The 21,679-nt window shown below is 58.6% G+C and carries 16 protein-coding genes, 2 tRNA genes, 1 other RNA gene and 1 pseudogene; 8 read left to right on the forward strand and 12 right to left on the reverse strand.

Annotated elements, in window-relative coordinates:
• Window positions 1–41: 41 nt before the first annotated feature.
• The 4 genes from QP503_RS03195 to QP503_RS03210 all read right to left on the reverse strand — a co-directional run bounded on the left by QP503_RS03195 (window position 42) and on the right by QP503_RS03210 (window position 1,537).
• Window positions 42–114: transfer RNA gene (locus tag QP503_RS03195), tRNA-Arg, on the reverse strand.
• A 340-nt stretch (window positions 115–454) separates the two neighbouring features.
• Window positions 455–550: signal recognition particle sRNA small type (ffs, locus tag QP503_RS03200), an RNA gene on the reverse strand.
• Between the two features lie 80 nt (window positions 551–630).
• Window positions 631–715: transfer RNA gene (locus QP503_RS03205), tRNA-Ser, on the reverse strand.
• 87 nt (window positions 716–802) lie between these two features.
• On the reverse strand, window positions 803–1,537 hold the full coding sequence (locus QP503_RS03210) for a glutamine amidotransferase-related protein (protein ID WP_285069524.1): 735 nt from the start codon (window positions 1,535–1,537) through the stop codon (window positions 803–805).
• A gap of 254 nt (window positions 1,538–1,791) precedes the next feature.
• Between QP503_RS03210 and QP503_RS03215 the strand changes: the two genes are divergently transcribed.
• From QP503_RS03215 to QP503_RS03240, 6 genes and pseudogenes are all read left to right on the forward strand, one after another.
• Window positions 1,792–3,189: a uracil-xanthine permease family protein gene (locus tag QP503_RS03215; protein WP_285069525.1), complete on the forward strand. Its 1,398-nt coding sequence runs from the start codon at window positions 1,792–1,794 to the stop codon at window positions 3,187–3,189.
• A 294-nt stretch (window positions 3,190–3,483) separates the two neighbouring features.
• Window positions 3,484–4,305, forward strand: coding sequence for an ABC transporter ATP-binding protein (locus QP503_RS03220; RefSeq protein WP_179370109.1), 822 nt, complete (start codon window positions 3,484–3,486; stop codon window positions 4,303–4,305).
• A complete protein-coding gene (locus tag QP503_RS03225) occupies window positions 4,302–4,994 on the forward strand; it encodes an ABC transporter permease (protein WP_285069526.1) in 693 nt (230 codons plus the stop codon). The genes QP503_RS03220 and QP503_RS03225 overlap by 4 nt, the downstream gene beginning before the upstream one ends.
• A gap of 8 nt (window positions 4,995–5,002) precedes the next feature.
• A pseudogene (locus tag QP503_RS08905) lies at window positions 5,003–5,593 on the forward strand (ABC transporter permease); the annotation flags it as partial.
• Between the two features lie 171 nt (window positions 5,594–5,764).
• Complete coding sequence (locus tag QP503_RS03235) at window positions 5,765–6,640, forward strand: ABC transporter substrate-binding protein (RefSeq protein WP_285069589.1); 876 nt, start codon at window positions 5,765–5,767, stop codon at window positions 6,638–6,640.
• Between the two features lie 316 nt (window positions 6,641–6,956).
• Window positions 6,957–7,721 carry an HNH endonuclease family protein gene (locus tag QP503_RS03240; RefSeq protein WP_103632995.1) on the forward strand — a complete coding sequence of 255 codons (765 nt, stop codon included), beginning with the start codon at window positions 6,957–6,959 and terminating at the stop codon, window positions 7,719–7,721.
• Window positions 7,722–7,838: 117 nt separating this feature from the next.
• Here the strand turns inward: QP503_RS03240 and QP503_RS03245 are convergent, their stop codons facing one another.
• From QP503_RS03245 to QP503_RS03260, 4 genes are all read right to left on the reverse strand, one after another.
• Window positions 7,839–9,782, reverse strand: a complete 1,944-nt coding sequence (locus QP503_RS03245) for a dipeptide ABC transporter ATP-binding protein (RefSeq protein ID WP_219810956.1) — start codon at window positions 9,780–9,782, stop codon at window positions 7,839–7,841.
• Window positions 9,779–10,747: an ABC transporter permease gene (locus tag QP503_RS03250; protein WP_006680683.1), complete on the reverse strand. Its 969-nt coding sequence runs from the start codon at window positions 10,745–10,747 to the stop codon at window positions 9,779–9,781. Before QP503_RS03250 ends, QP503_RS03245 begins: the two co-directional genes overlap by 4 nt.
• Entirely contained in the window at window positions 10,740–11,666 is a 927-nt protein-coding gene (locus QP503_RS03255; protein ID WP_006680682.1) for an ABC transporter permease, read from the reverse strand. The genes QP503_RS03250 and QP503_RS03255 overlap by 8 nt, the downstream gene beginning before the upstream one ends.
• A 345-nt stretch (window positions 11,667–12,011) precedes the next feature.
• Window positions 12,012–13,628: a peptide ABC transporter substrate-binding protein gene (locus QP503_RS03260; RefSeq protein WP_006680681.1), complete on the reverse strand. Its 1,617-nt coding sequence runs from the start codon at window positions 13,626–13,628 to the stop codon at window positions 12,012–12,014.
• A 262-nt stretch (window positions 13,629–13,890) separates the two neighbouring features.
• Here QP503_RS03260 and QP503_RS03265 point away from each other — a divergent pair, with 262 nt between their 5' ends.
• Both QP503_RS03265 and betT read left to right on the forward strand, forming a co-directional pair.
• Complete coding sequence (locus tag QP503_RS03265; protein ID WP_285069527.1) at window positions 13,891–15,006, forward strand: carbohydrate kinase family protein; 1,116 nt, start codon at window positions 13,891–13,893, stop codon at window positions 15,004–15,006.
• Window positions 15,007–15,240: 234 nt separating this feature from the next.
• On the forward strand, window positions 15,241–17,424 hold the full coding sequence (gene betT, locus QP503_RS03270; protein ID WP_285069528.1) for a choline BCCT transporter BetT: 2,184 nt from the start codon (window positions 15,241–15,243) through the stop codon (window positions 17,422–17,424).
• A gap of 95 nt (window positions 17,425–17,519) precedes the next feature.
• On the opposite strand, the gene QP503_RS03275 is transcribed toward betT, so the two are convergent.
• From QP503_RS03275 to QP503_RS03290, 4 genes are all read right to left on the reverse strand, one after another.
• The gene (locus QP503_RS03275) at window positions 17,520–19,061 is read right to left on the reverse strand and encodes an amino acid permease (protein WP_219810957.1); all 1,542 of its coding nucleotides are present in this window, start codon (window positions 19,059–19,061) and stop codon (window positions 17,520–17,522) included.
• Window positions 19,058–19,870 (reverse strand): trimeric intracellular cation channel family protein, encoded by an 813-nt coding sequence (locus tag QP503_RS03280; RefSeq protein ID WP_103632820.1) that lies wholly within the window; start codon window positions 19,868–19,870, stop codon window positions 19,058–19,060. The genes QP503_RS03275 and QP503_RS03280 overlap by 4 nt, the downstream gene beginning before the upstream one ends.
• Before the next feature lie 159 nt (window positions 19,871–20,029).
• Window positions 20,030–21,166 (reverse strand): VIT1/CCC1 transporter family protein, encoded by a 1,137-nt coding sequence (locus tag QP503_RS03285; protein ID WP_006680676.1) that lies wholly within the window; start codon window positions 21,164–21,166, stop codon window positions 20,030–20,032.
• 58 nt (window positions 21,167–21,224) lie between these two features.
• The gene (locus QP503_RS03290; RefSeq protein WP_006680675.1) at window positions 21,225–21,539 is read right to left on the reverse strand and encodes a hypothetical protein; all 315 of its coding nucleotides are present in this window, start codon (window positions 21,537–21,539) and stop codon (window positions 21,225–21,227) included.
• Window positions 21,540–21,679: the final 140 nt, after the last annotated feature.

The following is a 21,679-nucleotide window of genomic DNA, read 5'->3' on the forward strand; positions in this document are numbered from 1 at the left end:
GCAGAACCCCCGCCGGTGGATCGCACCGAGGGGGGCCGCTGCGCGCTCGAAGGGACTCGAACCCCCAACCTTCTGATCCGTAGTCAGATGCTCTATCCATTGAGCTACGAGCGCATCGCCGTTTGGCTGAAAACAACTTTACGCGCGAGACCCCGCAATGACAAACTCGCAGATGGGGCTTGCATCACATCAATAGTCCATTGCGGGCTCATTCAAGCCATTTATTCCTATTTTAGTCTCCCTGTGAATGACCGAAACCACATAAAGAAGGAGCCTCGTACCACCGTCGCGCGCTTTTCGCGTACGGAAAACGGGGCACGAGGCCCCCTCTCAACGCGTAGTCGACGCGATCTGAGTCAGATACGTCGAGCAGGATCACACGAGCGATGCCACGAAGGAGCGTTCGTCATGTTTTCGTTCCCATTCCGCGCCTGTGCGGAATATAAGCGGAAAATAAAAGGACCCTCCGCGCACCCGGCAGCGCACCCTTATCCTTGCTGCCTTCCGGCCCTGGGGAGGTTCAGATGATACCGTCACACGGAGGATCGCTCCCCAGTTTACACACGCCACCACACAAAGGCGATTCGGAAAAACAAAAGTCCCGCCACCCAAAGGATGACGGGACAACCGCGGAGGATGGGGGATTCGAACCCCCGAGGGCTTGCACCCAACACGCTTTCCAAGCGTGCGCCATAGGCCACTAGGCGAATCCTCCAGCACGCACATCAGTGCGCTTGCTTATCTTAGGCTGAAACGGTCTAAAAATGCTAACTCAGCACATCGAACACCCTAATGGGATAGGTCACGCACCAAAAAGGCGAACGAAATTGCGAACCAGCTTGCCCGCCTGATGGTCACACGCCCCTAGGCGCCCGGCAAGCATCAGCGATTCCACATCATCGGTGCCCGGATAACCCGCATCTTCATAGCGTTCAAGGGCAGCACGAATCGCATCGGAATCGATTTCCGGATTGAACTGCGTCGCGTAGAAGTTGTCTGAAAACCGCATGACTTCAGCGGGACAGGTCAGCGATTTCGCCAACAAGACCGCATCTTCGGGGAGCTCTTCAACGGCTTCTGTGTGGTTCACATAGGTGTAGAACGTGCGGGAAACCCCTTCCAAGATCGGATCATCCGCATGCTCGGCAACCATATAAATCTCGGTGATCTGCGCGGGCTCAGCCCACTTGGTCGTCACCTGACCACCCATCAGAACAGCCGCAACTTCCGTTCCATACCCGGTTGTAAAACAGGGAACGTGAGCGGTCGTCACATCGTGAAGAAGGTGGAACAGTTCAGCTTCAGCGCGCTTCTGCGTCGCCGACTTGTGGACGTCGGACGTTGTCGTCCCATAGGGAGATCCACCAACGATGATGCCGGAATAGGCCTCAACATCAATGTCAGGCAGACCGAGCATGTCGAGTCTGACCTGTTCAAGCTCGGTTTCTGCTAGGCCGGTCGTTCGCTGAAACGAACGGTATTCCGCTTCAACTTCAACGTCTTCGGGACGTGTCGACACCAGCAAGAGAGGTTTCATACGTCAAGGATAGGTAAAGACTTGGAAATGGTCTAACAATTCTCAGAATGAAGACTGTCGATCCGCAAGGAGCCTCGTCACCACACCGCAGATGAAAATACGCAGTCCCAACCTTGCACCAAATTGTATCTTCGCGCCTATCCGGTCACAGAACGGACGCCAAACTACCGGCGCAATATCACTGCGGGCTAATCTGGTGTTCTGACCGGTGAAACGGCCCTGCCCATCAACTGATCAGATCGGAGAGCTCTTCCATGAGCGATAATTCCCGTGGCTTCTTCCGCTGGACCCTGCACGGTGACGGCACTTCCATTGCCCCCGGCGAGGTTGTCTCCCCCAGCGAGCGACTCACGTGGCCTCGAACAATCGGCATCGGCATTCAGCATGTTGTTGCAATGTTCGGCGCAACCTTCCTCGTTCCACTGCTGACCGGCTTCGACCCGTCAACAACTCTCTTCTTCACCGGCTTCGGAACCCTGCTGTTCCTGCTCATCACAGCCGGACGCCTTCCCTCATACCTCGGCTCGTCCTTCGCGCTGATCGCACCGATCGGCGCGGTGACCGGCTACGTTGCCGGCGGTGGCCAGACCATCGACGACCATCTTGCTTCCCTGGCACAGGGTGGCATCATCATGGCCGGTGGCTCGCTCTTCATCATCGGCCTGATCGTTCATTTCGCGGGTGCTGCTTGGATCGACAAGCTGATGCCCCCGGTGGTGACCGGCGCAATCGTCTCCCTGATCGGCTTCAACCTTGCGCCTAGCGCATGGAACAACGTGAAGACCGCCCCGCTGACCGCAACCGTCACGATCGTTTCGATCCTGCTGATCACGGTCCTATTCAAGGGCATCATCGGTCGCCTCGCGATCCTCATCGGTGTTCTGATTGGCTACGCAACCGCCTGCATCCGTGGCGAGGTCGACTTCTCCGCCATCGCAAACGCCGACTGGGTTGGCGCCCCGGCGTTCCGTGCCCCGGCCTTCGACCTGTCGCTGATAGGCCTGTTCGTCCCGGTTGTCCTGGTCCTCATGGCTGAGAACATCGGTCACGTGAAGTCCGTGTCCGCAATGACCGGCGAGAACCTGGATGATGTCACCGGTCGCGCACTCTTCGCCGACGGCCTGTCCACGATGATCGCAGGCTTCGGTGGCGGCTCCGGTACGACGACTTACGCCGAGAACATTGGCGTTATGGCCGCAACCCGCGTCTACTCGACCGCCGCTTACGTGGTCGCAGCTTTCACCGCTCTCGCCCTGTCGATGCTGCCGAAGTTCGGCCAGATCATCGCAACGATCCCGGCCGGCGTCCTCGGTGGAGCGGCAACGATCCTCTACGGCATGATCGGCATGCTCGGTGTTCGTATCTGGGTTCAGAACCGCGTTGATTTCTCCGATCCGGTTAACCTGAACACCGCTGCAGTCGCCATGGTTGTCGCCATCGCCGACTACACGCTGATTGCTGGCAAGATGACCTTCTCCGGTATTGCGCTCGGCTCCGTTGCAGCGATTGTCATCTACCACGTCATGCGCTGGATCTCGAAGGCCCGTGGTACGAACCTCGAACAGGTTTCGCCCGCATCGGTTCCCGCTGGCACGGAACTCGAGTCCGACCCCTACGCGAAGCGTCGGAAGGCACCTTCAACTGAAGCGTGATTGACGCGAAGTCGGCTCAGTCCGACTACGACCTCGGTGCACATCCAGTAAGCACCAATTGACGAGGCCAGTTACAGAGCGAATAGCCGGTGACTGCCCCCTGCGGGGCACTCACCGGCTATTTTCATGCAATTCCCACAGTGAAGATGCGCAAGGTCACTAAAACTCGCTGACATTGGTTGAATATCTTGGGAAGCCTTGGCGTTCATACCGGTAGACCTTTGAACGGTGTCTAGGGTCAGTAATGTCCTGCGCACCTCCTCTTCCATGTCTTCGTCGAAAGGAGACATCTCGGTGATTACTTTCGACCACATCTCGCACGTGTTCCCGAACGGGACGACGGCGTTGGATGACGTTTCTCTGTACGTTGAGCCTCATACGACGACGGTCCTGCTGGGCACGTCGGGGTCGGGCAAGACGACGCTGATGCGGATGGTGAATCGGATGCTCTCCCCCACGTCTGGGCGCGTGGTTGTGCGCGGGCAGGATGTTGCGGATGTGGACCCGGTGAAGTTGCGTCGCTCGATCGGATACGTGCTCCAGGATGCTGGACTTTTCCCGCATCGCAGCATTGTTGACAACATTGCGACGGTTCCGCGTCTTGAGGGTGCCTCGCGTAGAGAATCGGCGAAACGCGCGCTAGAGCTGATGGACCTGGTTGGTTTGGATCGAGGCCTCGCGAAACGCTATCCGGCGCAGCTGTCAGGTGGCCAGCGTCAGCGCGTGGGTGTTGCTCGCGCGCTCGCAAACGAAGCGGACATTCTGCTGATGGACGAACCTTTCGGCGCACTGGACCCGCTGGTTCGCGCCGACCTGCAACGGGAGCTCCGCGACCTGCGTGACCGCGTGGGCACGACCATCCTGTTCGTTACGCACGACTTAGATGAGGCGTTCATGCTCGGCGACCAGATCGCTGTTCTGCAGACCGGTGGCGTCCTAGCGCAGGTGGGCACGTCCGAGAACCTCGTGACGAACCCCGCGAACGACTTTGTCGCGTCCTTCGTCGGGTCGTCCGGCCAGCGCCGTCTGAGTATGAAGTCCACGCCCGCAGGCACACTCGTTTCTGACCCGGATGGCCGTCCGCTCGGCCTGTTGCCGGAAGGCGAACTCCGATGAGTTGGCTGTCGCAAAACTACTTACTACTCTGGGAGCTTACTGTCGCGCACCTACGCATCGCGATACCAGCAATTCTGGCCGCGGTCATCATTTCAATCCCGGTCGGTTGGGCTTCTACGCGTTCGAAGCGCTGGGGTAGCCCACTATTGACCGCACTGTCGTTGCTGTATGCGATTCCCTCACTGCCAATGCTTGTTGTGATCCCCGTGATCGTAGGAATTGCGCTCCGGAGCGAGCTGAACATCATCATCGTTCTTGCGCTCTACGGGATCGCGGTGCTGATCCGTCAGGTCGCGAATGCGTTTACCTCTCTGCCAGCTTCGGTTCTCGAGTCTGCGGACGCCGCTGGCATGAGCTCATGGCGTAAGTTCATCGGAGTCGAACTCCCACTAGCCTTGCCCGTCATCATCGCGGGCGTACGCGTGGTCGTTGTGTCGACGGTGTCGCTGGTGACCGTAGGTGCGTTCATCGGGATTCGCTCGCTGGGCACGCTGTTCACCGACGGATTCCAGCGAGGTCTGGTGTCCGAGGTATGCGCCGGCTTGGTTGCAACCGTTCTGGTCGCGCTTGTTTTGGATGCGCTGACCATCGCCGTGGGCGCCCTGCTCACCCCATGGACGAGGCCGGGATCCGCGCCTCATCGCTCCCCTGTTTCTAACCCATGTTTGAAGGCGGAGGTGGCCGCATGAGCTTGCTCATGGATGCATTGACATGGCTGTTTGCTGGTGGCCATTGGACGGGGTCCACGGGGATCCTCATTCGTATTGTTCAACATCTTGGCGTGACTGTCGGCGTTGTCACCATTGCCGGCCTGATTGCGCTGCCAATTGGTATTTACATCGGGCACACCGGCCGTTTTGTCACGCTAATGAGCGCGACGTTCGGGGTGGCGCGAGCGATCCCGACGCTGGGTGTTCTGACTTTAATCGGCTTGTGGCTGGGTATTGGCTTGTCAGCACCATTCTTAGCGCTTCTGATTTTGGCGGTTCCTCCGATGCTGTCAGCAACGTATTCCGGTATCAGGTCAGCCTCTCCGACAACGGTGGACGCTGCTCGAGCTATCGGCCTGACCGAAATGCAAGTCGTACGCGAAGTTGAACTGCCCGCCGCGCTTCCCTTGATTATTGGTGGCTTGCGCTCGACGACCCTGCAGGTTGTCGCCACCGCAACGCTCGCGGCGTACACCGCGGACGCTGGGCTGGGTCGTTTCCTCTACACAGGTCTGAAAACCCGCGATTACGGGCAGATGATTGGTGGCGCGATCCTGGTTGTCGCCCTCGCATTGATTCTGGACGCCCTGTGGGTGCGAGCATCACGCAACCCGCGCCTGAATGGCGAAGGCACTGGGAACGCTGAGCGGCCTCGTCGATTCTTTGGACGACGCACAACGAAGAACGAAAGCAATGCGCGCGTCGCGACTCGCTCGGCGGTAAAACGCAAGCGCAAAGCTGTCACCGCAATGCTCGGCGCCACTGCTCTGACGACCAGCGCGTGTGCGACCGCAGCAACCTTCGACCCGAGCTCACAATCGAACGGGCGCGAGACGATCATCGTCGGATCGCAGGACTATTACTCGAACGAAATCATCGCCGAAACCTACGCCATCGCCCTCGAGGAGGCCGGATTCGCGGTCACTCGTGAACTGCGCATCGGCCAGCGTGAGGTCTACATGCCAGAAATTCAGGCGGGCGCGATCGACGTGTTCCCCGAATACACGGGTTCACTGTTGCAGTACTTGGATGCCGATGCGACGCAGACCAGCGCAGACGAGGTGTACGAGGCTCTGAGCGCCACTCTGCCGGACGGACTGCGCGTGCTGAACGCCACGCCTGCTGCCGACCAGGATTCGTACGTGGTGACGACCGAGTTCGCGAACGAACACTCGCTGACGACGATCGGCGACCTCGCATCCGTGGGATCGGTAAAGATCGGCGGCAATTCGGAGTTGGCAACGCGCCCCTACGGTCCGGCTGGACTGAAGTCCATGTACGGCGTGACCGCGACGTTCACGCCGATCGAGGACTCGGGTGGCGCGCTCACGCTGAAGGCTCTGCGTGACGGCGACGTGCAACTGGTCGACATCTATTCGGCTGACCCGTCGCTGGCGGGTTCAGATCTGACAGTCTTGGAGGACCCGAAGGGGTTATTCCTGGCCTCCCACGTGGTGCCGATCGTCTCCCCGCGAATCGACGAGGCCGCGACTGCCGTGATCAATCGCGTGTCCGCGACCCTTGAGAGCGCGGATCTGGTGGAGATGAACCGTCAATCGACCAAAGATGGCGCGCCGGCGGCTACCATTGCTCGCTCATGGTTGGAGCGCAAAGGGCTGATTTAAAGCAAAATTTCGGCCTTGAGCGCGTTGTGCAATTTGGTTTCTACATGGTAGGGATCACACTTATTAACGCATGATCGTGCGCTGATCAACGGTTGCACGTACCTCCTTATGGATGACACCGGAATTGCCGGCTCGAAGAAATCTTCAAGTCGTCTTCACCGTAGACGCCTGCTTGTGGATAACCTCCCTTTGTCCTCAGCGTGCGTCACACTAGTAAGGACCACATACTCTTCTTTAGTCGCCGACGATGCTTGCTGGACTTGCACCTCGCCTCGCCAATGCGACTGAGATCAGCCCGCAGAAAGGAGCGCAGCACGTGGGAAAACGACGTACTTCGTCACGCGGTCGTGGCAGGGTTCATGGAAGAGCCCTCCGCATCGGTGACATCGCGGTCGCGTTGATCATCATCTGTATCGGGTCGTATTGTGTTTTTCCCTCGTTCCGTTTTATGCTCGGCCGCCTGTGGAACGATGTTGGCTTCCTCGTCCCCCACTCAGTTTCCGTCGACGATCTGCCTCCCAGCGAAGCTGCGAGGCAACTGAAAGCACTCACCGTTCTCGATCATGATGACGCACCCGACTACGATCGCGACCAGTTCGGGCACGCCTGGGCGGACGAGGACCATAACGGGTGCGATACTCGGAACGACGTGCTCGCGCGCGATCTCACGAACGTGACGTATAAGCCGAAGACACGTGACTGCATTGTCCTGACGGGAACCTTGGACGACCCGTATACAGGTTCCACGATCAACTTCCAGCGCGGACAAGAGACATCCGCTCTCGTACAGATTGACCACGTTGTCGCGTTAGGAAACGCATGGAGGTCGGGCGCGTGGCAGTGGGACGACACCCAGCGTCAACGCTTCGGGAATGACCAGAACAATTTGTTAGCCGTCGACGGTCAAACGAATAAAGACAAGGGTGCAGCATCCGCCGACAAGTGGCTACCCCCAAACGCTGACTTCCGGTGTGCCTACGTCACGAAGCAGATCAACGTGAAATACACGTGGGGGCTCACCATTACCTCTGCTGAGCAATCAAAGATGGCAAGCGTTCTAGCAGGCTGTAAGGCCTCATAGCTACCGCGATCAGGGTCGTCGATATAACAAGGCGGGCGGAGCAACCCTTGTCGCCCCGCCCGGCCTCGTCAACTATTCACTGGGTTCGTGCGCACCCAGGCGCACGATCGGCGAGCCTCAGAGGTTCAACTGAATCTGACGTCCAGGAACCGCCTCGATCAGCTCGCGCGTGTAATCCTGCACCGGATTATTGAACAGCGCGTCCGTCGAATTCTGCTCCACCAGCTTGCCCTTTTCCATAACGACCACGTCGTCAGCGATCTGACGAACAACCGCCAAGTCGTGGGTGATGAACAGGTAGGACAGACCTAGCTGAGCCTGAAGATCATTCAGCAAGTACAGGATCTGGTTCTGAACCAGAACGTCCAGAGCCGAAACTGCCTCGTCAAGAACGATGACCTCGGGGTTCAGGGCAAGCGCGCGAGCCACGGCCACACGCTGACGCTGACCACCGGACAGCTCGTTCGGGTAACGGCGCATCGCGGAACGTGGCAGAGCAACCATGTCCAGAAGCTCAGACACGCGCTCGATACGCAGATGCTTCGGATTGAATTCCTTCTTCTCCGCGGCAGTCAAAGAACGTCCAGCGTTCTTTGCTTCCATCAGAGCCGAGATCCACTTTTCAGGCTCACGACCGGTCGCCATCGCACGAGCAAACTCCTGCTCGGCGTACGCCATCGTGCCGTAGCCGTGGACGCGGAGCGGTTCTTCGATGATACGGAAGATCGAGAACATCGGATCCAGCGAACCGTACGGGTTCTGGAATACTGCCTGCAGGCGACGACGCAGAGCAAAGAGCTCCTTGTCGCTCATCTCGGACGTGTCCTTGCCGTCGAAGAAAACCTTGCCGGACGTCGGCGACAGCAGGTGCAGCACCATGTTCGCTGCGGTCGACTTACCGGAACCGGACTCGCCCACAACCGCCAGGGTCGTACCGCGACGCAAACCGAAGGTCACGTCATCAACGGCGATCAGCTTCTTAGCCTCACCCTTCGATCCACGGATATCGAACTCACGGGTCAGGTGCTCAACGCGAACGATTTCCTCGGTCGACGTTGCGCCCTTACCTGCGCCCGTCAGCTCTTCCTCCGTCACAGAAATACCGTGAGCGTGAGCGGACTCAATACGAGCCGACGCCAGCGACGGAGCAGCCGAAACAAGACGCTTCGTGTACGGGTGCTGCGGGTGTTGCAGGATCTCCAACGCGGGGCCGGATTCAACGATGCGACCACGGTGCATAACCACCAGCTGTTCGGCACGCTCAGCAGCAAGGCCAAGGTCGTGCGTAATGAACAGAACAGCGGTGCCCAGTTCGCGGGTCAGCGAACCAAGGTGATCGAGGATGCGACGCTGAACGGTCACGTCCAGAGCGGACGTCGGTTCGTCAGCGATCAGCAACTTCGGACGAGCCGCCATTCCAATAGCGATCAGCACGCGCTGACGCATACCGCCGGAGAACTCGTGCGGGTACTGCTTGGCGCGACGCTCTGCGTCCGGCAAGCCGGCCTCTTCAAGAAGCTGAGCCACGCGCTCACCAGTCTGGGACTTCGGAACAACGTTATTGGCGACAAGAGCTTCCTTGACCTGCGTACCAACGCGCAGAACAGGGTTCAGGTTCGACATCGGATCCTGGGGAACCAGGCCGATACCGGAGCCTCGCAAACGAACCCATTCCTTCGTGGTGAGGTTCGTGATCTCTTCACCGTCGAATTCGATGGAACCGCCGGTGACCTTACCGGTGCCCGGGAGCAGGCCGATGACCGCAGCAGCAGTCGTCGACTTACCGGAACCGGACTCGCCCACGATAGCGACCGTCTGGCCGGGGTAGATGGTCAGGTTTGCGCCACGGACAGCCGGAACGATACCGGTCGACGTGGTGAAGGTGACCTCAAGGTCAGTGATCTTCAGAAGCGGGTTGGCGTCCTCAGGGTGAACCTCTTCGGGAGCAGCCGATTCGCTAACGGTCTGAGAAGCATCAGCCTTGCCTTCGCCGAGCACCATCGTGTTGATGGCCTCTTCGATGGCGTCCTCGTTCGGAGTAGTCATATTCTCTTCGCTCACTTGCGTGCCTTCGGGTCGAGGGCGTCACGGACCGCATCACCCATCATGATGAAGCTGAGGACGGTCATCGCGAGAGCCAAAGCCGGGTAGAAAAGAACCATCGGGTTCGTACGCAACGACGCCTGTGCGGCCGAAATATCGGCGCCCCACGAAACGACCGTTGACGGAAGACCGATACCCATGAAGGACAGGGACGCTTCGGAAACGATGAACGTACCCAGAGCAACCGTCGCGTACACAATGATCGGAGCCATCGAGTTCGGGATGATGTGGCTCATGAGAATGCGAGCCTTTGATGCGCCGGTGGCGCGGGCAGCGGTGACAAACTCTTCGTTCTTCGCCGACATCACGGCACCACGAGTAATACGCGCGATCTGAGTCCAGCCGAAGAGGGACAGAACCAAGATAACCATCCAGATGTTTCGGTTTTCCTTGAACATCTGCATGAAGACGATTGCTGCCAGGAGCAACGGGATTGCGAAGAAGATATCGGTAATACGCGAGAGCAGAGCATCGAACCAGCCACCGAAGTAGCCGGCAATCGCGCCGATCACGCCACCGATGATGACGACGAAGATGGTCGTCAGAACACCAACGGAAACGGATGCGCGGGCACCGAAGACGATGCGAGCGTAGATGTCACAACCCTGACGGTTGAAACCGAAGGGGTGGCCGTCCGACGGACCCTTCAGCGAGTTCGAAAGCTCGCAGAAACGCGGGTCCTGGCTGGTGAACACGTTCGGGAATGCTGCGATCGCGATCGCGATCACGATGATGGTCAGAGCCACCCAGAAGAGCGGGCGCTTGCGTAGGGACTTCCATGCCTCGCCCCAGAGCGATGAAGGCGCGCGATCGTCGGCAACGGCGTCAACTGCACCAAGACCGGTTTCGTCGATATCGGAAACGAAGTGGCGTTGACCGGTTCGGGTGCGTTCGATGTTTGCGGAGGGAATGTAATCACTCATAGCGGATCCTCGGGTCGAGCACGGCGTACAGCAAGTCAACAACAAGGTTGGCGAAGATGTACACGAGCACCAGAACGGTAGTCACGGAAACGACGGTGGCGGGTTCGCCCTTGACGATGGCCTGCCAGAGCGTGCCACCAACACCGGAGATATTGAAGATGCCTTCCGTGATGATCGCGCCCCCCATGAGGGCGCCAAGGTCGCCACCAAGGAACGTTGCAACCGGGATCAGCGAGTTGCGCAGGATGTGGCGGGTCATAACCGTGCCACCCTTCAGGCCCTTCGCGCGAGCGGTGCGGACGTAGTCAGCAGACACGTTCTCAGAAACAGACTGGCGAGTCAGGCGAATCACGTATGCCAGCGAGACGCCACCAAGCACGATTGCCGGCATGGTCAACGACTGAAGGCTGACGTGCGCGCCGACTGTAGTCGGGAATACTCCTAGTTTCACACCGAGGACGAACTGCAGGACGAAGCCGAGGACGAAGGTCGGGACGGAAATCAGCAGAAGCGAGAAGACAAGAATGGTGGAGTCGAAGATGCCACCGCGGCGAACACCGGCAACGACGCCGGCAAGAATACCGAGGATTGCTTCAATCGCCATGGCGTACAGTGCAAGCTTCACCGTAATCGGGAAGGCACGCGCCATCACTGCAGTTACCGGCTGTCCGGAGAATGTCGTACCGAAATCAAGCGTGAACACGCCCTTGAGGTAAAGCAGGTACTGCATCCAGAACGGCTTATCGAGGTTGTACTTCGCAGCAATTTCAGCGTACGCAGCTTCAGAAAGCCCTCGGTCGCCGCCAAGGGCTGCGACGGGGTCACCAGGCATGAGGTACACCATCGCGAAGATCAGGAACGTGGCTCCGAAGAAAACCGGGATGGTCTGAAGGAGTCGACGTCCGATGTAACGCAACATGGACAGTCCTTTGAGATGTGGTTAGGAACTAGAGTCTTCGCCGCCTTGCTTATGAAAACTAGCAAGCAAGCGGGCACAGCCCACCTGTGGCAAAGACGCACTTACGCCATCATAGGGTAAAAACTCGGCAAACGGGAGTTTGATTAACTCGTCACCCACTAAATGGACAGTAAGAAAAAGAACAGAATTATTATCAATGATTCACCAGGCCCCGCCCAAACTCACGGTAAGAGAGCGCGGTGACGAGGCCTTGCAAACGCAATGGTGGCAGGTAGGAAAGCTCCCACCCGCCACCATTGGCACGTCCTCTAGGCGTAGTCAGTGATGACTAGCGCCTGGCCAGACTCACTCAGCCTTGGTGATCTCGTTGTAGATCGGCACGGACTTCCAGTTGAACACGACCTTGTCGACGTTCTCGGACCAGCCACCCACGACGTTGGCGTACCACAGCGGGATGACCGGGAGGTCCTTGAAGAGGATCTCCTGCGCCTGGTCGAGGATCTTGTTGGATTCCTCGGTGGAGGTCGCGGAGGAGGCCTTCTTCAGGAGGGCGTCGAAGTCGGCCGAGGAGTACTCGGTGTCGTTCGAGCCGGCGCCGGTGCCGTAGAGCGGTGCAAGGAAGTTGTACTTGCCCGGGTAGTCAGCCTGCCAGCCGGTACGGAAGGCGGAGGTGATGGTGTGGTTGGTGACCTCAGTACGCAGGGACTTGAAGTCCGGGTACGGGGCGCCAACGGCGTCGATTCCGAGCGTGTTCTTGATGGAGTTGGTGACTGCGTCAACCCATGCCTGGTGGCCACCATCAGAGTTGTAAGCGATCGAGAAGGTGCCGGACCACGGGGAAATGGCGTCTGCCTTTGCCCAGAGTTCCTTGGCCTTGTCAGCGTTGTATGTCAGGACCTCAGAGCCGGGGACCGAGTCGTTGTAGCCATCGACGACCGGGGAGGTGAAGTCCTTGGTCGGGGTACGGGTACCCGAGAAGATGGTGTCGGTGATGGTGTCGCGGTCGATCGCGTAGGAGATTGCCTGGCGACGCAGGTTGCCTTCTTCACCGGAGAAGTGTTCCAGGGCGAACGGAATTGCGAAGGACTGGAAGATTGCTGCCGGCTGATTCACGGCGCGACCGGAGAGGTCTGCTTCGTAGGTGGCGAATGCCGAGTCCGGAAGTGCGTCGAGGACGTCAAGGTTGCCGGAGAGCAGATCCTGGTATGCGGCGTCGAGCGAGGAGTAGAAGATAACGTCCACGCCACCGTTCTTGGCAACGTTGTCACCCTTGTACTCAGGATTCGGGATCAGGTGGATCTGAGCGTTGTGCTCCCAGCCGCCTTCGGCGACCATGTAGGGGCCGTTACCAATGGGCTGCTCGCCACCGGTTTCCATGTCTTCCAGGGTCGAGTCCGGAAGCGGGAAGTATGCGGTGTAGCCGAGGCGCTGCGAGAAGTCAGCTGCCGGGGCCTTAAGGGTGATGGTGAAGGTGTAGTCGTCAACGACTTCGAGGCCGGTCAGATCGCCGGCACCTTCATCATCGGAGCCAGCGATCGGCTCGTAGAAGTAGGAGGAGAGCATCGCTTCGGATGCGCCCTTCTTCCATGCATCAACGAAGTTGTGCGCTTTGACCTCGGAGCCGTCGGAGAACTTCTGTCCTTCCTTCAGCTTGACGGTCCACACGGTCGAATCTTCGTTCGGCTCGATGGATTCGGCCATGTCCATATGGGTTGCGCCGGATGCATCGTAGTAAACGAGGCCTGCGAAGATGGCATCGAGGATCTTGCCGCCACCGGTTTCGTTGGTGTTTGCCGGGATCAGCGGGTTCTGCGGCTCGGAGCCGTTGGTCGAAATGATGCCGGTCGACGAGCCCGCAGCTACGCCGGAAGCGCTTGAGTTAGCGTCGCCACCGCCAGAGCAGGCCGCGAGACCGAGGGCAAAAACGGCCGGAACTGCCAGCCATGTCCTCTTGAGGTTCATGAAAGACTCCTCCAAATTGATGGGTTAGACCCGTAACGTCCAGTCGCGGGTTACGGTTGCGAGCCTAACCCGCCACGCCGTGAAAGTCTTTCCCAGACCATAAAGTGGACATTGCTATTTGGTCACAAATGGTCACGTTTTGGTAAAGACTTGTCTATATAGACATTACTTAAGGCTCTATTCACGGCCGAAAATACCGCTTCGGACTAGGATTACATCAGCATTGACCATCGTCTCTACATGCATGCAAGGACCACTCATTATGACGTCACCTTTAAATACTGCGCCACGCGTCTGCGTTGCCGGTCCTCTTGTTTTAGCGCTGGTCATGGGCCCTTTGGAGCACGAACCTCGCCTTGGTGAAGAACAGATCGCGCCGGCATCTTCCTTCTCCCCCGGCGGCTCAGCGAATCGCGCTGTTGCCCTTGCTCGCCTTGGTCTAAACACTCAGTTCTTGTGCTCGATCGGTATCGACGAGGCCGGGGCCATTGTTCGTTCGATGCTCACAACAAGCCGGGTTGATTTGAGTCATGCGCTTCGTGTGCCTCATCAGGCGATCACGGTTTCTCTTGGTTTTGACGGGGATCGCGCACTCACCACATCTGGAGATCTGACGGTTCCATCGCTTTCGACCCTTCGCCAAGCTCCTCACGCGCTTGTGGCAGAGCTCCATGTGCTTGGAGCTAACAGTGAGACCGTGGAAAAGTGGCGCTCGAATCCGGTTCCCCCCATCACCATGCTTGAAGCTCCGCCCGCAGCACCGATTCCTCCAACGTGGGTTCTCTCGGAGTGCCGTTGGGATTCAACTGGTCAGTGGAAGAGCTCCGACCTTGATGCTTTGGATAACGTTGATGTCTTCACGCTGAACGAGCGCGAAGCAATGAATTACACGCATAAAGAAAATGCGCGTCAGGCGGCTCGCCAATTGGCATGGCATGTTCCGGGTGTCATCGTGACGCAGGGAGCGCAGGGCGCAACAGCCATTATTGAAGGCGAAGAGTTCTCGCTTCCAGCAGCCCCGGCGAAGACGATTGATACGACGTCGGCGGGACACGCGTTCTCCGCGGCTCTTGTGTGGGCGCGAATGCAGGGACTTTCCCCCGAGGGGGCCGTGTCGATGGCTCTGCTTGCATCTGCTCGATCAACGGAAACAATGGGGTCCTTCGCGGATGCACCGACGTTGGATGGTTTGAAGAAGTGGACCGAGTCCTGCGATGTGCCAGACGGATACGATCTTGCATTCATGGACTTTGACGACGTCACGCTTGAAGAAGAAACCACTCAGCGACCTGACCCCGCAGAACCTGACACGGATCTTCGTGACGATTCTGGTTTCGAGTTGGCAAAGGGAATCGCGGATATTCTCGCTCAGGAATGATGAATGGCCAAGGTTTGCCCCGTATCACCCCATCGCAACTAAAAGTGTGGGTCATTTAACATGAACAGGTTCCGACGCCCATGATCTAGCGGGAGAACTGCGCGTATAAATGAGGGATTTCAGCCAAAAAAGTTGCAGGTATAGGGAATCGTTGAAACGCTGAACAAAAAGCGCGCACCTTTTTTACGTGCATTTCACGGGCGCGTGTGTCCCATCGTCGACCGAAAGTACTCTATGAGTTCGCCTGACATATCAGCGAAAACAGAATCATCCTCATGTGACGCAGCGCCAATTGTGCCGCTTGAAACCTCGGATCTGACCGGAGACGTTCAGGGAGTGGAGCCTTCGCTGAATGTCACGGTATTCGGCATTTCGGCCGTGGTCATTCTTGCTGTTTCTTTGGCGTCGATTTTTGCTCCCGACACGGTGCAGTCTCTTTTTGACGCGACGGTGACGTGGACCAGTGAGTGGTTCGGCTGGTTCTACATTCTCTTGATCACTGCGGCGATCGTTTTTGTCATCGTTCTTGCCCTCACCCGTTTCGGCAACATCAAGTTGGGTCCGGATAACTCGACGCCAGACTTTTCAACGTTCTCGTGGGCAGCGATGCTGTTCGCCGCGGGTATCGGCACGTCAATCATGTTCTACGCGATCGCCGAACCGGTTGGACAGTACATTGCTCCCCCAACAGGCGAAGGTGAAACGATTGAAGCTGCTCGACAGGCCGTGACGTGGACACTGTTCCACTACGGCATTTCCGGCTGGGCTCTCTATGGTCTTGTTGGCATTGCCCTTGGCTACTTCGCGTACCGCAAGCACGATCGTCTGACCGTTCGATCCACTCTCCGCCCGCTTCTAGGAGATAAGGTCGACGGTATTTTCGGTGACATCATCGATATGTTCGCCCTTGTTGGTGGCGTGTTCGGCATCGCAGCCAGCCTTGGTATTGGTGTTGTCCAGCTGAACGTTGGCCTGACGATCATCTTCGGGATCCCGCAGGGCCTTGTTGCGCAGATCGGCCTCGTTTCCCTTTCTGTCATCATGGCGACAGTCTCCGCTGTCAGCGGAGTCGACAGGGGCGTTCGAATGCTCTCGTCGATCAATGTCTTCCTGGCGATGTTCCTTGCCCTCTGGGTGTTGATCACCGGAAACACGACGTTCCTTCTGGATGCGCTGGTCGCGAACGTGGGTGACTTTGTCACGCAGTTCCCCGTCCTCACTTTGGAGACATTCCCCTACCAGCGCCCCGATGAGTGGATGAACGCGTGGACCCTGTTCTTCTGGGCATGGTGGATCACGTGGGCCGCATTCGTTGGCATGTTCTTGGCCCGCATTTCGCGCGGTCGCACGATCCGTCAGTTCGTTATCGGCACGCTGACCCTGCCCTTCACCTACGTTCTGGTGTGGGTGTCCATCTTCGGCAATAGCGCCATCGACCTGATTCGTTCGGGTAACGTAGCGTTCACGAAGATCGCGTACGCCACCCCCGAAGGTGGTCTCTACGCCCTGTTGGACGCGCTCCCGCTTGGCAAAATCCTGATTGCGATTGCTCTGTTCGTCGGCGTTCTTTTCTATGTGACCAGCTCCGACTCCGGCGCACTGGTCATGGCGAACCTGTCGATGCGGAACCTGCCTGACCGTCAGGATGGCGTCGCCTGGCTTCGAGTCTTCTGGGCGACGTTGACCGGCGCTCTGACGATCACCATGCTTTTGGCGGGTGGTATTTCAATCCTTCAGCAAGCAACGATCGTCATGGCTTTGCCATTCTCCTTCGTTCTTATCCTGATCGCAGCCGCCCTCTGGAAGGCGTTGCGTTCGGAGGCCTCGAAGGCAACTGCGCGCACCCGCACCATCACATCCGGCCTGATTTCGATGAGTGGCACGGCAGCCGGTCGCGTCCGACTGTCATGGCAGGACCGCTTGAGTCGCACGTTCGATGCCGTCAGCCCGACGCGCGCCAAGCGAGCACTCGACAACCGTGTTGTGCCTGCCCTTGAAGCGGTTGGCACGCGCCTGCAGGAAGAAGGGCTTGTTTCTGAAATCGTGATCGAAGGCCCCGAAGCTCACGATCCCGACGACGATCGTCGCTTCCTCGGTCGAGCTTCTCTTGTTGTGAGTGCGACGCCTGAGGTCATGGAACAGCTGATTGCGCGCCTGCTTGATGTCCCGATTTCGGGAGCAACGATCGACGCTGAGTCCTTTAGATACGTGGTGCGCATGGTTGTCATGCCGGTTCCTACGTTTGGTGTCACACTCTCGGATGAGGATGACACGACTGTCCGTCTTGAAGTTCGCCCGCACGGTGGCGGTCAAGGCTACGACATCATGGACTGGACGGCAGATCAGGTGGCTCACGACGTGCTCGACCATTTCGAGCGTTGGGTCGAATATCTGGGTGCCACGTCCACCATCGAGTAATCGGATTGTTGCGAGGTACGAGGCCCCCTCGACATATTGAGGCTCCACCACTTTTCAGTGGAGGAGCCTCAATCTCTCTGACCAGCGTGTATCGACTACTTCGCAGAACGCTGTGCCATAGCTTCACGAATGAAGTAGATCGCGATGATGATCAACGTCAGGACGCTCATTGCGATCAGCTGCTGGCGGGCCTCGGGGTTCCATGCCATCAGGCCGGCAACCAACACCAGCGACGCGATAACGAGGCGAGGTAGCCAGGGCCAGCCCGGTGAACGCAGGGCAATTGATCCTTCAGCTTCAAGCTTGGGGTGTAGGCGAATTTGAGCGACCAAGATGAAAACCCAGATCAGTAGCAGAACCATGCCGACAGAGTTCAGCAGAATTCCAAGGAGCGATGCGGGGAGCAACCAGTTCAACGCCACCGACACCAGGGCGAAGAAGATAGAGACCGAGACAGCTCGACGAGGAGTGCGTCCTTCAGCAATGTCACCGCTCGCCCCTTCGGTGGCTACGCGGTCCTGAAGCGACTCCGCTTCCTCATCGGCCACAAGGGTAGCCGAGGTGGTCGATGAAGCGTGGCCAGCCTCGTTCATCTTCGACGAAGACACACCGCGGCCAAGCAGCCACTTCATGCCCATGCCACGCGCGGACAGCGAGTAGGCGATGCGGCTCGAGGCGTAGAGATTCGCGGAGAAGGCGGACACGAGGGCGACGAAAACGACCGCTTCCATGATCACACCGACCGCGGGAATACCTGCCATGTTCAACACCGCGGCAAACGGGCTGGTCGACATTTCTTTCGAATCCCAGCGCAACAAGCAGATCAACAGGATAACCGAACCGACGTAGAAGATCAGGATTCGGCTGATCACCGAACGAATTGCGGCGGAGATTGCGGCCTTCGCGTTCTCGGCTTCGCCGGCAGCGATCGTCACGATCTCAATACCGCCGAACGACGTGATAATCGCAAGAAGCGCGACCGCGATACCCGCCAGACCCGTCGGCGCAAAACCGCCATGTCCCAGAATCGTCTGACCGATTGGCTCGGTGCGACCGGGAACGATTCCCGTCACCAAACCGATACCGATCAGCAGGAAGACAATGATTGCCAGGACTTTGATGCCGGCAAGCCACGCTTCAACTTCACCGAAGTCGCGCGCGGCCATCAGATTCACGCCACCCAGCACAACAACGATTGCCAGAGCCACAACCCACTGCGGAACCGATGGGAACCAGCTGACGAAAATCGCTGCCGCACCCGTAATTTCGAGACCCAGCACCATCACCAGCATCGCCCAGTACAACCAGCCGGACGTGAAACCTGCCCAGCGGCCGATACCGACCTCGGCATAGGTGGAGAAGGAACCGGTCGACGGCAGGGAGCTTGCCAACTCCGACAGCGCGAACATCACCGACACGGCAATCAATGCCGCAAGAACGTAAGACACCAGGACGGCCGGGCCCGCTTCCGAGACCGCGACGCCGGTGCCGAGGAAAAAACCGGCGCCGATCGCGCTGCCCAACGCCATCATCGACAGGTGGCGCGTTTTGAATGTCTTACGAGGCCCCGATACGGGCATCGTTGCTTCGCCACCCGCGTTAGGGGCGGTCGTTGCCGGTGAGCTCATGGTTTTCATGCGCCTTTCGTTGAATCAGAGCTGGGAGTGCTCCCTGAAGAATCTGAAGATCCCGTCGACTGTTCGTGAGTTTCATTCGCCTTTTGAGCCTGTTCCTCAAGAACTGCCGTTGCTAGAGCTTTCTTTGCTGCCGGTGACATCAGGCGTCGCAACTGTGACGACGTGACCGTCAGCGTCCAGTCCCCCGCTTGGGGAAGCTGCCACTGACGCCAGTGGGATAAAACAGTGAAGCCCATGCCGACAATCGTTGCGGCGAGCATTCCGATGATCGGCAGATCGTACTTCCAGAAAATCACCGTAATCACAGCGGACGCGAACGCCGGCGTCGCGTACAGGTTGTTCCCGCCAAAAACTTGGGGGACGTTTCCGGCTGAAATATCACGGATTGCACCGCCACCAACTGCGGTGATGATGCCCAGCATGATCGCGGGAAGAACGTCAAACCCCGCGTCGAGAGTCTTCAACGCGCCGGTTGCTGCCCAACATCCAAGCACAGTTCCATCGGCGACCAGCAGGGCAGCACGCCACGGACGCGAGTCCAGCTTCCAGAGCATCGCGATCGCTGCACCCAGCAGTGCCGTCCCCAAATAAAAGGGGTCAGTTAAAGCAACCGGAGGCCCCACCTGGAGCAGAACGTCGCGGAGCATGCCACCCGCGAGCGCCGACATGATCGCGAGGACCGCAAAACCGACGGCATCAAAGCGCTTCATGCGTGCCAGTCGACCACCGATGATGCCATTCAGCAACACGCCAATCAGGTCGATGGCGCGAAACAGGTCCGGTAACGCATGGTTGAGGGTTTCAAGCACACGGACATTGTGGACTATCTTGGCTTTCCGTGGCGCGCGTGTTCACCAGACGGCGCATGCTGAGGCGCATTGTGAGACTCGGACGGATACGGATCTGCTGGTTGGGGGTCCGCTGCGGAAGGCGTCTGGTTTCCTGCGGGGCATCATCTATTGCGCGTACTAGGCGATCGCGGTGCCGAATGCTAGGCCCAGCAGGTAGGTGATAATCGCAGCACCGTAGCCGATTGCCAGCTGGCGAATCGCGCGAGGGGCGGGCGATTGACCAGAGAGGATACCGACGACTCCGCCGGTGCAGAGCAGGGTGACACCGACGATCGCGGCGGCGATGGCGATTGCTGTCAGACCGGAGAGAGCGAAGAGGTAGGGAATCAGGGGGAAGAAAGCGCCGATCGCGAAGAAGAAGAAGGACGAGGCCGCTGCCTGCCACGGTGTACCAACCTGTTCGGTGGCGCCAGCGTGAGCTGGTAGCCCGCCTTCGAGTGCGGCACGCACCGCGATGACACCGGACTCTGAGCCGGCGGGGCGGGCGACCTGGGTGAATACCTTTATGGCGTGAGCACGCGCTTCTTCGGGACTTTCGCCACGAGCACGGAACACGAGTTCCAGTTCGTTCGCGTCAACGTCGAGGTCCGGGACAGCTTGGTGTGCTTCGGGATCGGGGATCGATGCATCGAGCAGTTCACGTTGGCTGGTGACGGAGACCCATTCACCGGCTGCCATGGAGAGCGCGCCGGCCAGCAGACCAGCAAGGCCGGTCGCGAGGACGAGGTGCGGTTCCATTCCGGTTGCGGCCACACCCAGCACCAGGGCAAGGTTCGAAACCAAGCCGTCGTTTGCTCCGAAGACTGCGGCGCGGAAAGTTCCGGCCAGAGTTTCACGGGAGCGAGCAGTGAGTCCACGGATCACTTCGCCGTGAATGTGCTCGTCAGCGGCCATTTGAGCCGTCGCATCATCGTCGGCGTCGTAAGTGGTGCGCTGTTCGGCGCGCTGGGCCATCGCCAGAATAAAAATGGTGCCGAACATGTGCGCAAGCCACGCGCCAAGGCGAGTGCGAAGGCGCGGACGAGGCGCTGGAAGCGCTTTATCTCCTAGCAGGGACAGCCAGTATTCCTCGTGTCTGCGTTCAGCTTCGGCAAGCTTGAGAAGAACCTCGCGTTCAGAGCCGGTACGGCGTTCTGCGAGGGAGCGATAGGTGCGCGCTTCCATGCGTTCGTCAGCAAGGTGGCGACGCCAGCGCTTGATCTGTGCTTTCGAAACGTTCTTCGGAGGCTGCGGGGTGGGATACGCGTTAGTCATTCAATGACTCCGTAACGTTCTTTCACTATTCGTTCAAGAAGGGGAGAACGAATAAGAATCAGCCATTTTCGCGACCGACGACGTGAATTTCGATGTCATCGTCGACGACAGGAGCCGGCTGAGTTTGAGTTGCCGGAGCACCGAAGAGTCGCTCTTTCACAACGTCAGCAACCGTGTCGGTGACGCGCTCCCCCTGCTCGCGGACAATGTCCGACACCTTTTCGCCCGCTGCATCGAGGGGCTTTGCGACGACCGGGAATCGGCGGAGTTTCGATGCGCCACTGCGGATCTTCTCGTACTGTTCGCGACCAGCTTTCGTGCCCAGCACGTAGCCGGCTCCAAGACCAAGAAGCAATCCAAACCTGGTTCCCATGAAAACTCCTGTTTGTCGTGACGCTCGGCGAAAAACCGACGCGATCTGATTACTTCAACCCTACAGGCAGAACAATCCAATCAACGATCACAATTGAGAAGTTCACAAACGTACACCTAGCGGGATTGGGGTCGCTTGAT

It is taken from the genome of Pauljensenia sp. UMB0895, from assembly GCF_030218905.1.
Classification (GTDB): domain Bacteria; phylum Actinomycetota; class Actinomycetes; order Actinomycetales; family Actinomycetaceae; genus Pauljensenia; species Pauljensenia turicensis_A.